The organism is Rheinheimera riviphila (genome assembly GCF_004005945.1).
Taxonomy (GTDB): domain Bacteria; phylum Pseudomonadota; class Gammaproteobacteria; order Enterobacterales; family Alteromonadaceae; genus Pararheinheimera; species Pararheinheimera riviphila.
This window is the reverse complement of the sequence record NZ_SACS01000001.1, coordinates 317,022-331,258: the sequence shown is the minus strand read 5'-3', so window position 1 is coordinate 331,258 and position 14,237 is coordinate 317,022. Positions and strand designations below refer to the sequence as shown.

Below are 14,237 nucleotides of genomic sequence, written 5' to 3'. Positions count from 1 at the left end.
TCAAACGCCTGAATTTTTTTGTGCGGGGAATGTTTTCATGATGCCGCTGGAATGACCCGCATAATCAAGTGGTTGTTCAGCTTGAGGCTCAACTTTTTTGCGACGTTTTTCATCAATTTTACCAAGCGACATCCGGATATGCTCAGCGGTGTCGGTCGACAAATAGTTTAAATCGGTGTCTTGCGAAAAACCCGGCCGTTCAATCAGCTGCATTTTGGTGCGTGCCATATGACGGGCAATTTTTTCATAATTGTCCTGCAGTTGCGACATCAGCTGGTGGGTGGTGTCGAGGTGACTGGACACATCGGAGCGGTACTGTTGCAGTTGCTGGCGGCTTTCATCCAGTTCAAGCTGCAGTTTGTGTTGATTAAATTGCCGAAGGCTATAAAAACGGCTGGCGATGGCGCCGATCACAATTCCGGCCACCAGCCAGATTAACGCAATGGATATACTCATAACGACTCCTGAAACTACTTAAATCCTTTCTAGTGTAACCTAACTTCTTATCCAGAGTGGTAAGGCGTGTTACTATAACAGCTATTCTTATTGGCCTGAATGTCAGATGGTTTGCTGATATTCCAAAAAGCAGCACGAAGACACCCGCATGACGACGCCGCAGCAAAAATATCAACAAGACCTGACCCGCGATGATTTTCAGTTTGATGCTGCCCAGCAACATGCTGTGAAGCAACTACAACGTCTATATGATGATTTTTGTCAGCAAGAGCCGGCGAAGCTAAGCTTCTGGCAGAAATTGACCGGCAAACAGATCCAACCACAGCCATTGCAGGGTTTGTACTTTTGGGGTGGCGTTGGCCGCGGCAAAACCTACCTGGTCGACACATTTTATGAGTGTTTACCGACCAACCGCAAAATGCGCATTCACTTTCACCGCTTTATGCACAAAGTGCATGAAGAGCTGACGGCGTTAGCGGGGCAGTCAAATCCGTTAGAGTTGGTTGCGGATAGCTTTAAACAACAGATCGATATCATTTGCTTTGATGAGTTTTTTGTCTCGGACATTACCGACGCGATGATTTTAGGCACCTTGATGCAGGCTTTATTTGCCCGGGGCATTACGCTGGTGGCGACATCCAATATTGAACCGGATGGTTTGTATAAAAATGGCTTGCAACGTGCCCGGTTTTTACCAGCCATTGCTTTGATTAAACAATATACCCAAGTAGTTAATGTCGATAGCGGCATTGACTATCGGTTACGCACTTTAACCCAGGCAGAAATTTATCATTATCCGCTCGACAGTGCAGCTGATCAGAATTTATTGAATTATTTTAATGCGTTATCGATGGAGCCGCGTCAGCAACAAGCCATTGTTGAAATCGCGCACCGGCCGTTAAAGACTTGCTGGGAAGCGGAAGGGATCGTTTGGTTTGAGTTTTCCGAGCTTTGCGAATCGGCCCGCAGCCAATATGACTACATGGAACTGAGCAAAATTTACCATACGGTGTTGTTATCCAAAGTGACGCCGATGGGACAAAGTAATGATGACGTGGCTCGGCGTTTTATCGCCTTGGTGGACGAATTTTATGAGCGTAAAGTGAAGCTGATTATCTCGGCTTCGCTGCCGATGGAGCAGCTTTATAGCCAAGGGATTTTAGCCTTTGAATTTAGGCGCTGCTTAAGCCGGTTGCAGGAGATGCAATCGCATGATTATCTGTCGTTGGCTCATTTACCCTAACGCTCAATTTATCTGGCGGCAATTGCTGACTTTTTTTGCAAAACAGCTATTTTTTACCCAAGCTTCTCTATATAATCCGCCACCGGCCCACGTTACAGCCTGAATCTGCCGTAGCCTGGCAGTTTGATGAACTCGAAGGGGTTCGATAAACGACATAATCTTTGCCCGAAGGTTATGTGAGGTGTAACTGATAATTTTTTTGGATAGTTTGATGAAAACTTTTACTGCTAAACCAGAAACCGTAACACGCGACTGGTTCGTTGTTGATGCCGCAGGCAAAACCCTGGGTCGTATCTCAACTGAAATCGCTCTTCGTTTACGCGGAAAGCACAAGCCAGAATACACGCCACACGTTGACACCGGCGACTACATCATTGTAGTTAACGCTGACAAAGTGACTGTAACTGGTAACAAAGCGAAAAACAAAAAGTACTACTCTCACTCTGGTTTCCCAGGTGGCATCAAAGAAATCACTTTCGAGAAGCTGCTGGAAAAGAAACCTGAGATGGTGCTTGAGACTGCGATCAAAGGCATGCTGCCTAAAGGTCCACTGGGTCGCGCTATGTTCCGTAAGTTGAAAGTGTATGCAGGCGCAGAGCATCAACATGCTGCCCAGCAACCACAAGTTTTAGACATCTAACCGGAGCATATCGATAATGGCACAGAATCAATATTACGGTACTGGTCGTCGTAAGACCTCTACAGCACGTGTATTCCTGAAAGCGGGCGCTGGTAACATCGTTATCAACCAACGCACTATCACTGAATACTTCGGTCGTGAAACTGCTCGTATGGTTGTGATGCAACCATTAGAGTTAGTTGAAATGGTTGGCAAGTTTGACATGTACATCACTGTTAAAGGTGGTGGTATTTCTGGTCAAGCCGGTGCTATCCGTCACGGTATCACCCGTGCACTGATGGAGTTCGACGAAACTCTGCGTCCAGCACTGCGTAAAGCCGGTTTCGTAACCCGTGATGCGCGTAAAGTTGAACGTAAGAAAGTCGGTCTGCATAAAGCCCGTAAACGTCCACAGTACTCAAAACGTTAATTCGTTTTTACTGCAAAAAACCCAGCCAAGTGCTGGGTTTTTTTTGCATTTTATTTAGCAGTTTCAGCCATGTCGGCGTGATTAATCGATTTTCGATTGCGCTTTTTTTGCAGCTGGCTGCTATAGTTTTGGCTGTTTATATCGGGACCATCGTCATGCTGGCAGTTAGCATCTTGTAAATTTCCTGCTTCCTGTGGTCTGGCTGCTGGCGGATCAATAAAAAGCCGAAAAAATAGCTCTGTGAAACCAAGAGATTCAGCCTTTATCCTTGTATCAGGCAGGGCTTTTCATTATGATCCTCGGTATTTTGCAACTTATAATAATCGCTGAAATTCAGCAGCTTAAATTGCTTATAATTTAAGCTTTAACGTGGAGATGAGTGGATGAGCAATGCGCCAGTTGATCATGGTCGCCGTCGCTTCCTCACTATCGCAACCTCAGTAGTAGGTGGCGTTGGTGCAGTTGGAGTCGCTGTTCCCTTTATAGCTTCCTGGAACCCGAGTGAAAAAGCCAAACAAGCTGGTGCAGCTGTGACGGCGAATATCAGTAAACTCGAACCAGGCCAGCTAATTCGGGTTGAATGGCGCGGTAAACCGGTTTGGGTCGTAAAACGAACCCCAGAGATGCTTGAAACCCTGACGAAGGTTGAGCCAAACCTGCGGGATCCAGGTTCTGAAGATCCGCAACAGCCGGATTATGCAAAGAATCAACATCGCTCGAAAAAGCCGGAATTGTTTGTTGCTGTTGGTATCTGTACTCACCTTGGCTGCTCCCCTACCTATAAAATGAATGACTTTGACGCACATGTCGAAGGTATCGCTTCAGGTTTCTTCTGCCCATGCCATGGTTCCACCTACGATATGGCGGGTCGGGTGTTCGCTGGTGTTCCGGCGCCGAAAAACCTGATGATCCCACCATATATGCTCAGCGAAAATGACACTGTGCTGCTTATCGGTGCTGACGAGGGGACTGTCTGATGTTTAAAAATCTAATGAGTTGGATTGAATATCGCATGCCGTTTATGGAGAAAATGAACCTCCATGTGATGCAATATCCGGCACCAAAAAACTTCAACTTCTGGTACTTCTTCGGCAGTTTAGCGATGTTAGTGCTGGTCAACCAAATCCTGACCGGTATTTGGTTAACAATGAACTTCGAACCTTCTGCCGAGCGTGCTTTTGCCTCAGTTGAATACATCATGCGGGACGTCGATTACGGCTGGTTGTTGCGTTATATGCACAGTACCGGCGCGTCAGCTTTCTTCGTGGTGGTTTACCTGCACATGCTGCGTGGCATGATGTACGGCTCTTATCAGAAACCACGGGAATTACTGTGGATTTTCGGCATGTTAATTTTCGTGGTGCTGATGGCTGAAGCCTTTATGGGTTATTTGCTGCCATGGGGCCAAATGTCGTTCTGGGGCGCTCAGGTCATTATCTCCATTTTCGGGGTTATTCCGGGAATTGGTGAAGATTTAACCCTGTGGATCCGCGGTGACTACGTTATTTCCGGTGCAACTTTAAACCGTTTCTTCGCTTTACACGTTATTGCCTTACCTTTGGTGTTGGTGATTCTGGTGTTCCTGCACATTATTGCGCTGCATGAAGTCGGTTCAAACAACCCGGATGGGATTGATGTTAAACGTCCAAACGACGGTCAGCCGGTTGAAAACAACGTGTCTGATAAATTCACTTTCCATGAATACTTCACCAAGGGTGGTAAAAAGATCATCGTTGATGCGATCCCATTCCATCCGTATTACACGGTAAAAGATATTGTCGGTGTGGTTGGTTTCTTACTGGTGTTCTGTGGTGTGATTTTCTTCGCCCCTGAAGGCGGTGGATTCTTGCTGGAGCCGCCAAACTTTGAACCGGCAAACCCAATGAAGACTCCTGATCACATTGCTCCGGTTTGGTATTTCACGCCGTTCTATGCAATTTTACGGGCAGTTCCTGATCAGTTGTTTGGCGCGATCTTTATGTTCCTGGCGATTATTTTCCTGGCGTTGTTGCCATGGTTAGACCGTTGCCCGGTGCGTTCAATGCGTTACCGCAGTGCGCTGCACAAATGGAACCTGGTGAATTTCTGTATCAGCTTTGTGGTATTAGGCGTGCTGGGTGTATTGCCTGCGACACCGACCTATACCCTGTTGGCGCAAATTTTCTCTTTCACTTATTTTGCGTTCTTCGGCTTGCTGTGGTTGTACAGCAAAAACGAAAAAACTAAACCATTGCCTGTGAGGTTAACATAATGCTGAAACAGTTATTGGCAGCAGTGGCACTGGTCGCATCATCCGCTGCTTTAGCAGCGAGCGGTCACGTTGTTCACCTGGACAAAGCACCGATTGACCTGACGGATAAAGAGTCGTTACAACGTGGCGCACGGATGTATCAGAACTATTGTCTGGGTTGTCACCAGATGGAATATCAGCGTTATTCACGGACTTTCCGTGACCTCGGTATTCCGGATGAAGTGGGCATGGAGCAACTGGCTTTTACCGCAAAAAAGGTCGGTGACCATATCAAAAACGCCGCACCTAAAACTGACTTAGCCAGATGGTTTGGTGCTGCGCCACCAGACTTAAGTAATGTGGCGCGGGTGCGTGGCCCGGATTGGCTCTATACCTATTTACGCTCTTTTTATGTTGATCCAAGCCGCCCATTTGGCGTGAACAATGAAGTGTTCCCGCTGGTCGGTATGCCACACGTGTTGCAGGAGCTGCAAGGCGTGCCAAGCAAACAGCATGAAACACGGCTGGTTGATGGTGAATCAAAAGAAGTGTATGTCGGTATTGTCACTGACGGAACTGGCGAGCTCAGTACTGAAGAGTACGATCGCGCGGTTGCCGATTTGGTCAACTACCTTGAATACACCGGCGAGCCTTCCAAACTGGAATCGCGTAGCCTGGGTATTAAAGTCATGATTTTCTTATTGATCTTCTTTGTTCTGGCATTCTTGCTGAAGAAAGAATATTGGAAAGATGTTCATTAAGTCAGCATTGACTGACCGATAAGGGGCCTGGTGGCCCCTTTGCCGTTTTAAATTTACCGGAGGAATTCATGGCGATATCTGCCAACAGACGTGCTGCGATGACGTTGTTTACGGCTGCCGACGAGATGAGCAGCCATCAGGTCAGAATGGTACTGGCAGAAAAAGGTGTCACTGCGGATATATTGCTGGTTAGTCGCGATAATTTGCCGGAAGACGTCTACGAAGTGAATCCTTATGGTTCGTTACCGACTTTAATGGATCGTGATTTAGCGCTGTACCAGGCCGACATTATTATGGAATACCTGGACGAGCGTTTCCCGCATCCACCGTTGTTGCCGGTGTACCCGGTCGAGCGTGGCAAAACCCGGTTGATGATGTATCGGATCAAACACGACTGGTACGGTCTGGCCGAAAAAATTCTGCAGGATGGCGACGATGCTGCCGAAGCTCGGCGTGACTTGCGTGAAAGCCTGTTGTCCATTGCGCCGCTGTTTCAGGAAACACCTTATTTTATGAGCGAAGAATACAGTCTGCTGGATACTTATATGTCAGCACTGTTGTGGCGTTTACCTGTGTTCGGGATTGAGATTTCCGGTCCTGGCAGCAAAGATTTGAAAAACTATATGATCCGGTTATTTGAACGTGATGGCTTTCAGCAATCGCTGACCGATGCCGAGCGGGAAATTCGCCGTGGTGCGAGGTATTAAGCAATGACAGATGATCTGAAAATGACGCCGAACCGGCCTTATTTGCTACGTGCCTTTTATGAGTGGATTGTCGATAACAACCTAACGCCTTATCTGGTGGTAGATGCTACGATGGCCGGTGTCAAAGTACCGACCCAACATGTGCAAAATGGTCAGATTGTGCTGAATATCAATCCTTCAGCAGTGGGTAACTTGTTGCTGGGCAATGACGCCGTGACTTTTAGCGCCCGTTTTGGTGGTAGCCCGTTTGCACTTTATATTCCGCAGCGCTCGGTGCTAGCCATTTACGCCCGTGAAAATGGTGCCGGCACCATGTTTACGCCGGAAGAAGACGAAGATGAAATGCTGGATGATGAGTTGTACGCCGAAGAGTTAGCCGATGACGATCTGGTTGATGCCGCTAGCGATACTGCTGCGCCAGCGACAAAAGCTGAGGAAGCCGGTAAACCGAAAAAGCCTTCGCATTTGCGGGTGATTAAATAAACCAGCGTTCATCATTGCAGAGTGATACGTTAAAAAACCGACTTTGATGTCGGTTTTTTATTTTGGGGACTACATTTAGCTTGTCGGCTCAAGCAGGGGGCACTGCACTGTAACCGTCGTAATTTCCGCACCATCATCGATGAATATCTGGCTCAAACGGTTTTTTATCTGCCGCAACCTGCCAAAATGCCCGCATTAAAGGCTCATGCAGCCGTTTGGATTGCATACAAATGCCCAGTTCAAAAGGTTCAAACTGATAGTCCAGCTGCACTGCGCGCACCCGTTCGCGCACCGGGCTGTTTTGCACCACCGCATCCGGGGCAATAGCCACGCCGCTACCAAGCGCCACCATACTGACCATCGCTTCGTGACCTTCTACTTTGGCTACCACCAAAGGGCTAAAACCTGCGGTTTTCAGCCATTGATCCAGCCTGGCGCGCGCCGGGCCGTGATCGGGCACGATCATCGGGATTTCATGCCATGGAATGGGATTGAGTGCCAGTAAGTCATTGGTTTTACATGGGATCGTAGGTGCGATGAGCTGCAGCGGTAATTTGGCGATGCTGGCAAAAGCGATATTCAGCGGTAAATGTGGCGGATAGACCGCAAGGGCGACATCAGCTTCGTCGTTTTTGACTTTTTCCAGCGCCGCAGCGGCATCGCCGGTGGTGAGCTGAATTTCGGCTTTGGGGCAGAGCAACCTGAATTTATCCAAAATATCCGGCAAATGACTATAACTGGCGGTGACGGTACAGAATAACCGCAGCTGGCCTTGTAACTCGTCACTGGTAAGCGCTAAATCGACCTGCAGCTGATGCCAGTCTTCTAAGTACTTTTTCACAAACTGCTGAAAACGCACGCCGGCAGGGGTTAAGCGGACTGATCGGTTGTCGCGGCTAAACAGTTGCACGCCCAAATCATCTTCCAACCGCTGAATTATCCGCGTCAAAGTTGACGGAGATACATAGAGTTGCTCGCTGGTTTTACTGAAATTCAAACTACTGGCCAGATGCTGAAACAATTGGGCGCTGCGGATATCCATAAATGGTAAACCCCGTATTGATGGCTGTGCACTGCAATCTGATCAAGGCAAACAGCGGCTTTAATTGATGATTGCAAAAAGTGAAATACTATATTGTGAATATATCACTTCACGCAACGTGAACAACAGCTTATTCTCGCCTCATCAAAACAGCGCTGCTTGAATCGCTTACCTGACGTAAGCAACATAAGCCGCTGTTCTGCCCTAACGTATCAGCGCTTAGCGCGATGCAGGCAAAGAAACTAATTTTAGGTACGCAATCATGGCTAATTATTTCAATACTCTGAATCTGCGTCAGCAGTTAAAACAGCTGGGCAAATGTCGTTTCATGCAAAAAGAAGAATTTGCTGATGGTTGTAACCTGTTAAAAGGCTGGAAAATTGTCATTGTTGGTTGTGGTGCTCAGGGTCTGAACCAAGGCCTGAACATGCGCGATTCTGGCTTAGATATTTCTTATGCCCTGCGTGCTGATGCAATTAGCCAAAAGCGCAAATCTTTCCTGCAAGCCAGCGAAAATGGCTTTGTAGTGGGCACTTACGAAGATTTAATTCCAACGGCTGATTTAGTATTAAATTTGACGCCGGATAAACAGCATACCTCAGTGGTAAAAGCGGTGATGCCGTTGATGAAACAAGGTGCGACTTTGGCTTACTCACACGGTTTTAATATCGTTGAAGAAGGTAACCAAATTCGTAAAGACATCACAGTCGTGATGGTGGCGCCAAAATGTCCTGGCACCGAAGTGCGGGAAGAATACAAACGAGGTTTTGGCGTGCCGACTTTGATCGCGGTACACCCGGAAAACGATCCAAAAGGTCAGGGTCTGGCAATTGCCAAAGCTTACGCTTCTGCCACTGGCGGTGACCGTGCTGGTGTCCTGGAATCAAGTTTCGTCGCTGAAGTGAAATCGGACTTAATGGGCGAACAGACCATTCTTTGCGGCATGTTACAAACCGGCGCCATTCTGGCTTATGACAAGCTGGTTGCTGATGGTTACGAAGCAGGTTATGCCGCCAAGCTCATTCAGTTTGGCTGGGAAACCATTACCGAAGCGCTGAAGCATGGTGGCATCACCAATATGATGGACCGCCTGTCGAACCCGGCGAAAATCAAAGCTTTTGATTTGGCTGAGCAGCTCAAAGGCATTTTGCAGCCACTGTTTGCCAAACATATGGACGACATCATTGCCGGTAAGTTTTCTGAAACTATGATGGCCGACTGGGCAAATGATGACAAACAATTGCTTGGCTGGCGTGAAGAAACCCGTCAAAGCGGTTTCGAAAATGCGCCGGTATCCGCTGAACATATCGCCGAACAAGATTATTTCGACCGCGCTATTTTGTTGGTGGCGATGGTCAAAGCCGGGGTCGAACTGGCGTTTGATACCATGGTAGAAGCCGGTATTGTTGAAGAATCAGCTTATTACGAGTCGTTACATGAGACGCCGCTGATTGCCAACACCATCGCCCGCAAACGTCTGTATGAGATGAACGTGGTGATCAGCGATACCGCTGAATACGGTAACTATCTGTTTGCTAACGCTGCAGTGCCAATGCTGCGCGAGCTGGTGAATACCATCAGCCCTGAATTGCTGGGTAAGGGTGTGAATGCCGCTAGCTCCCCACAAGGGAATGGCGTCGACAACATCCGCCTGATTGAAGTGAATGACGCTATCCGCCAACATCCGGTGGAAATCGTCGGCAAAACCTTACGTGGTTACATGACAGCGATGAAACGCATCGTCGTGAGCCAATAACTGAGTTTTACGTGGACCTTGGTTGTTTGCCCGGCTAATCGCCGGGCTTTTTTTTGCCATGAATATTAGAGCCTGTTGACCTTTGGTCAATTTTGCATTGAAGTGGTCTTCTACACTCCACAGGATAAACCTATGAAATCGATAGCCTTGGTCGCCCACGATGGGAAAAAAGCGGAACTGCTGGCCTGGGTACAGCAGCACGCCGGTTTTTTTAAAGAGAAACAGCTCTACGCCACCGGCACCACCGGGCGGTTGATTTCTGAAGCGTTGCAGTTGTCAGTACATTGTTTAGCGAGCGGGCCTTTGGGTGGTGACCAGCAAATTGGTGCACTCATTGCCGAGCAAAAAATCGATTGGCTGGTGTTTTTCTGGGATCCGTTGTCGTCGCAACCGCATGATCCGGATGTAAAAGCGTTGATCCGACTGGCGGTGGTGTGGAATATTCCGGTGGCCTGTAATACAGCAACCGCCGATTTTATTGTGCACTCGACGCTGCTACAGGAAGATTATCAGCGATCGGTGCCGGATTTTGCCGCTTATCTTGGTCGCGCCACCGGCTAAAAACATAGCTAGTAATCCCGCCGTGCCGGAAAGCTGATTTTGTAATGCAGGCCGGCGCCGGGTGTACTTTGGACGTCGATTTGACCTTTTAGGCTGCCACTGACCAGATTAAAGACAATATGGGTGCCGAGGCCGGTGCCGCCTTTGTTGCGTTTGGTGGTGTAAAAAGGCTCGAAGATATGCGCTAACGCGCGTTGATCCATGCCGACGCCATTGTCTCCAAACTTCAGAATCACCATCCGGCCTTCCTGCAGAAAACTGATTTTTATCTGTGGGTCCGGCACCTGATTGACGCCGTGCAATAACGAATTCAGCACCAGATTGGTAATAATCTGCGCGATAGCGCCGGGATCGGTATAAAGCTCAATATCGTCCGGACATTGGAAATCCAGCGCACAACCGGCTTTGTGCAGTTGTGGTTTCAGGGTTAGTAACACGTCTTGCAGATAACTGCGCAGGGAAAATTCCCGCAAGGAGACGTTGGATTGATCAACAGAGACTTGTTTAAAACTCTGCACTAAATCTGCGGCACGTGCGGTATTCACCTGCAGGATCTTAAGTCCTTCACGCAGGTGTTGTAAAAAGCGCTGGAACTGGCTTTGCTGAATATTTTTACTGTCGAGTGCTTGCTGAATATGTTCAAGTTCGGTTTGTAAATGACTGGAAGCCGTGACACAAATACCCAACGGCGTATTAATTTCGTGCGCTACGCCTGCGACCAGCGCGCCTAAACTGGCCATTTTTTCCTGCGTGATCAGCTGTTGTTGGGTTAGTTGCAATTGCTCAAACGAATCAGCGTTGGCGACAGAAATAGCGACATAACTGGCGAGTGTTCTCAGTAAAGCGATTTGCGATTCGCTGTAGGCATGTGGCTCTAAGCTCTGCACCGAGAACACCCCAACCGGTTTACCACTGACCGTCAACGGGAAATACAGTACCGACTGGGTTAATTTGCCGTACAGTGGCTCTGGGATTTGTGGCAGATAATGCAGAAAATCTTGATTACTACCAATCAGAATTTCCTGTTGTTTGTTAAAACAAATCACCCCCGGTGCCCAATTTTGTTCTAAATCAATATCAAAACGCGGCGCTAACTGGTTGTCTTCCATCCAGAAGGCAAAATCGAGTTTATGCTCGGTCTCGCGATAAATACCAATCAGCAGCACATGCGCATCCAGAATTTCGCTTAAATGGTGATGACAGCGGGTCAGCACTTGTTTTAAATCCAGTGATGCGGTGATTTCGGTACTGATTTGCTGCAATAGTGTCACGTCCTGATAAGAGCGTTGTAATGCCTGATGTTTTTCCTGCAGCTGGTCGGTTTTATGACTGAGCTCTTCGGTGCGCTGCGTTACCAGCAGCTCGAGCTTGCGCCGCATCTCCAGTTGCCGGGTCATTTTTTGCTGATACCAGGCCCAACCGGTGAAAAGCACAAGCGCCACCAAGCCGCTGCGAAACCACCAGGTCATCCACCAGGGTGGTAAAATGTGTACTGGTAGTCGCCGTGCGGTCTGCCAGCTGCCACCGCTGATGCGGGCTTCAACCTCAAAGGTATAGGTGCCGGGTGGCAGTCGGGTGTAGGTGGCAACGGGTCTTTGTGCCAGGATCCAGTCGCGGTCAAAACCGGCGAGTTGATAACGATATTCCAGCTGGCGCGGCAATACAAATTCGGCAGCTGCAAAGTGAATGCTGAACATATCTTGTTGATATAACAGCTGAAGTTTGTCCAGTGCGCCAATCACCACAGGCAATAACTGCAGACTTTCTTGCTGCGCCGGAGGGATCATCTGATTAAACAAACTCAGGTTGGTCAGTTCCAGCGGGCTGAGTGGCCAGTCTTTTGGTAAATCAGCGATGCGGAAATAGTCCATGCCTTCTTTGCCACCACGAAAAATATGACCGTCGAGACTGTCCCATGAACCAACCCAGGTAACGCTTTGCATGCCAAGACTTTCGTCTAAATTCAGGTAACTGGCGGCGCCACTCAGCCAATGTTTGCGGTACAGCAAGCGGAATAACGCGGCTTGTTCGAGTTCAGTGTCCATATCGTCGTCGGTCAGATAGGGTTTAAACCCAAGCACTTTTGTCGGCTGACCTTGCTGGCGGATCAACCGGTGCCGCACATTGCCCGCGTGAACCCATAGCTGTTGGTTTTCTTCAACAATCAGTTGGATCCCATTAAATTGCAAACCGTGAATGCTGGCCTGTTGCTGCTGCCAGCGTTGAAATTGGCCGCTGGCGGGGTCGAGCCGCACCAGCCCCTGATCGGCAGAACCGACCCATAAACCATCAAAACTGTCCTGATACACCATACTGACGTCATCAAAAGGAAACGTAGGTTGGCCATGGCTGTGATAACGGCGCAGGTTTTTGCGCGCAGCATCCAGCATAAATAAGCCATGGCCGCGGGTGCCGATCCACAACCGCTGTTGCTGGTCTTCAAACAGCGATTTAATCACCGGTTGTTGCAGACTGTGCCGCAATAACGGTGTTTTTTGCCATTGCCCGGTGTCACTTTGATACTGCCACAACCCTGTTTCGGTCCCGACCCACAGCCGTTGCTGCTGATCTTCAACCACTTGGCGTACCGAAAAAGCTAATTCTTCTAGCGGCGGCGTCACATGTTGCAGCTGTTTGGTGGTTGGATTAAACAGCATCAGCCCGCCATCCCGATTGGCCAGCCAGACCTTTTCAAAATTGACCGCATCAATACCCAACACATCACCCACCGGCAACAGATTGGGTTGGTCGCTGACATACGGTAAGGTCTGCACTTGTTTGGAAAAACGGCTTAAACCACTGATGCGGGTTTGGCTGACGGTCCACAACGTGCCCTGACGGTCGAGCATCAATGCATAAAGATTGTTACTTGGCAGGCCAGTGCTGAACTGCGGCAAATGCTGGAAGTGTTGCCAGGGCGCGTCCGGTGTTGGTTGGTACCAGAGTCCGGCATTAAAACTGGCGAGCCAGAGACCACCTTGCGGATCGATCAACATATCGGTCAGTTGTGCCAACTTTAAGGTTTCTGGTTGGATGTGACTGACCGGTCGTGGCTGATTTTTTGCCATTTGCAGTAAGCCACCACTGAAACTGGCCAGTAACAAAGTACCATCGGCGCTTTGCCGCAGTTTGTTCACGGAGCCAATCAGCACGTTATCTGCGGTTTTCAGAAAACCCGTTAGTTGCTTGGTGGACTGTTGCCAACGGATTAACCCACCACTGGCGCCGGCCATAGTGCGCACCGGCGCATCTCCCGCCGCTAACCATAACAACCCTTGTTCATCCATCATCACATCGTTCAGATGCAAACTGGACACGCCATCGACTTGATCCGGCAAGGCTAAATGTTCCAGTTGCTGTAGCTTGGGATCCCAGCGGAACAGGCCGGAGCCGTAGCTGCCAACCCAAATTTGCAGCTTCGGATCCTGATACAGCACCGAAATTTCGGCGGAAACTCCGGCGTGGTTGGTGATCGGCTGCGCAATCCGTTCAAAGCGTTCGGTGTCTGCATCAAAGCGGTTTAATCCGGCATAACGGGTGCCGATCCACAGCGTGCCCTGATGGTCGATCAGCAGTGAACTGACCCAATCGGCAGATAAAGTATTGGGATTGGTAGGGTCGGCGCGGAACAGTTTTACGTCAGTGCCGTTAAAGCGATATAAACCGTGTTGGGTGCCAAGCCAGATTTGGCCGGAACGATCCTGCACCATGGCCGTGGACGAAGTATGCGCCTGAGTTTGTTCCAGTGGAATAAAGCGGCTGTAAACCTGTTGCACCAAAGTGGAGGCGCCAAGATGGCAGGGTACCAGCGCAAGCAGCATGCAACACCAAATGCCTGTTCGCACTCCATCACCTCTGGCTAATTTTTACTGAGCTTTGAGTATTTACCGCTTTAACGCTTTGAGCAAATTTAATACCCTTCATCCTTGAAGTTACAGGGGTGTTGAGG

General features: G+C 48.9%; 13 protein-coding genes. 10 read left to right on the top strand and 3 right to left on the bottom strand.

Annotated features, from left to right (window positions below):
* Entirely contained in the window at positions 1-456 is a 456-nt protein-coding gene (locus tag EOE67_RS01370) for a Z-ring associated ZapG family protein (RefSeq protein WP_127697258.1), read from the bottom strand.
* A 148-nt stretch (positions 457-604) separates the two neighbouring features.
* Here EOE67_RS01370 and zapE point away from each other — a divergent pair, with 148 nt between their 5' ends.
* The 8 genes from zapE (at position 605) to EOE67_RS01330 (ending at position 6,929) form a co-directional block, all read left to right on the top strand.
* Positions 605-1,699: a cell division protein ZapE gene (gene zapE / locus EOE67_RS01365; protein ID WP_127697257.1), complete on the top strand. Its 1,095-nt coding sequence runs from the start codon at positions 605-607 to the stop codon at positions 1,697-1,699.
* A gap of 211 nt (positions 1,700-1,910) precedes the next feature.
* Complete coding sequence (gene rplM / locus EOE67_RS01360; protein WP_127697256.1) at positions 1,911-2,339, top strand: 50S ribosomal protein L13; 429 nt, start codon at positions 1,911-1,913, stop codon at positions 2,337-2,339.
* A 16-nt stretch (positions 2,340-2,355) separates the two neighbouring features.
* Positions 2,356-2,748 carry a 30S ribosomal protein S9 gene (gene rpsI / locus EOE67_RS01355; RefSeq protein ID WP_068067653.1) on the top strand — a complete coding sequence of 131 codons (393 nt, stop codon included), beginning with the start codon at positions 2,356-2,358 and terminating at the stop codon, positions 2,746-2,748.
* Positions 2,749-3,131: 383 nt separating this feature from the next.
* Positions 3,132-3,725, top strand: a complete 594-nt coding sequence (gene petA, locus EOE67_RS01350; protein WP_068067651.1) for a ubiquinol-cytochrome c reductase iron-sulfur subunit — start codon at positions 3,132-3,134, stop codon at positions 3,723-3,725.
* The gene (locus tag EOE67_RS01345) at positions 3,725-4,999 is read left to right on the top strand and encodes a cytochrome b (protein ID WP_127697255.1); all 1,275 of its coding nucleotides are present in this window, start codon (positions 3,725-3,727) and stop codon (positions 4,997-4,999) included. Before petA ends, EOE67_RS01345 begins: the two co-directional genes overlap by 1 nt.
* Entirely contained in the window at positions 4,999-5,739 is a 741-nt protein-coding gene (locus EOE67_RS01340; RefSeq protein WP_127697254.1) for a cytochrome c1, read from the top strand. Before EOE67_RS01345 ends, EOE67_RS01340 begins: the two co-directional genes overlap by 1 nt.
* Positions 5,740-5,807: 68 nt before the next feature.
* A complete protein-coding gene (gene sspA, locus EOE67_RS01335; RefSeq protein ID WP_127697253.1) occupies positions 5,808-6,446 on the top strand; it encodes a stringent starvation protein SspA in 639 nt (212 codons plus the stop codon).
* A 3-nt stretch (positions 6,447-6,449) separates the two neighbouring features.
* Positions 6,450-6,929, top strand: a complete 480-nt coding sequence (locus tag EOE67_RS01330; protein ID WP_127697252.1) for a ClpXP protease specificity-enhancing factor — start codon at positions 6,450-6,452, stop codon at positions 6,927-6,929.
* A 133-nt stretch (positions 6,930-7,062) separates the two neighbouring features.
* Here EOE67_RS01330 and ilvY read toward each other — a convergent pair whose 3' ends face one another.
* On the bottom strand, positions 7,063-7,971 hold the full coding sequence (gene ilvY / locus EOE67_RS01325; protein WP_127697251.1) for an HTH-type transcriptional activator IlvY: 909 nt from the start codon (positions 7,969-7,971) through the stop codon (positions 7,063-7,065).
* A gap of 262 nt (positions 7,972-8,233) precedes the next feature.
* Here ilvY and ilvC point away from each other — a divergent pair, with 262 nt between their 5' ends.
* Together ilvC and EOE67_RS01315 are read left to right on the top strand one after the other, a co-directional pair.
* Positions 8,234-9,727: a ketol-acid reductoisomerase gene (gene ilvC / locus EOE67_RS01320; RefSeq protein WP_127697250.1), complete on the top strand. Its 1,494-nt coding sequence runs from the start codon at positions 8,234-8,236 to the stop codon at positions 9,725-9,727.
* 132 nt (positions 9,728-9,859) lie between these two features.
* Positions 9,860-10,288, top strand: a complete 429-nt coding sequence (locus EOE67_RS01315) for a methylglyoxal synthase (protein ID WP_127697249.1) — start codon at positions 9,860-9,862, stop codon at positions 10,286-10,288.
* An 8-nt stretch (positions 10,289-10,296) separates the two neighbouring features.
* On the opposite strand, the gene EOE67_RS01310 is transcribed toward EOE67_RS01315, so the two are convergent.
* On the bottom strand, positions 10,297-14,109 hold the full coding sequence (locus tag EOE67_RS01310; protein ID WP_127697248.1) for a two-component regulator propeller domain-containing protein: 3,813 nt from the start codon (positions 14,107-14,109) through the stop codon (positions 10,297-10,299).
* Positions 14,110-14,237 lie beyond the last annotated feature (128 nt).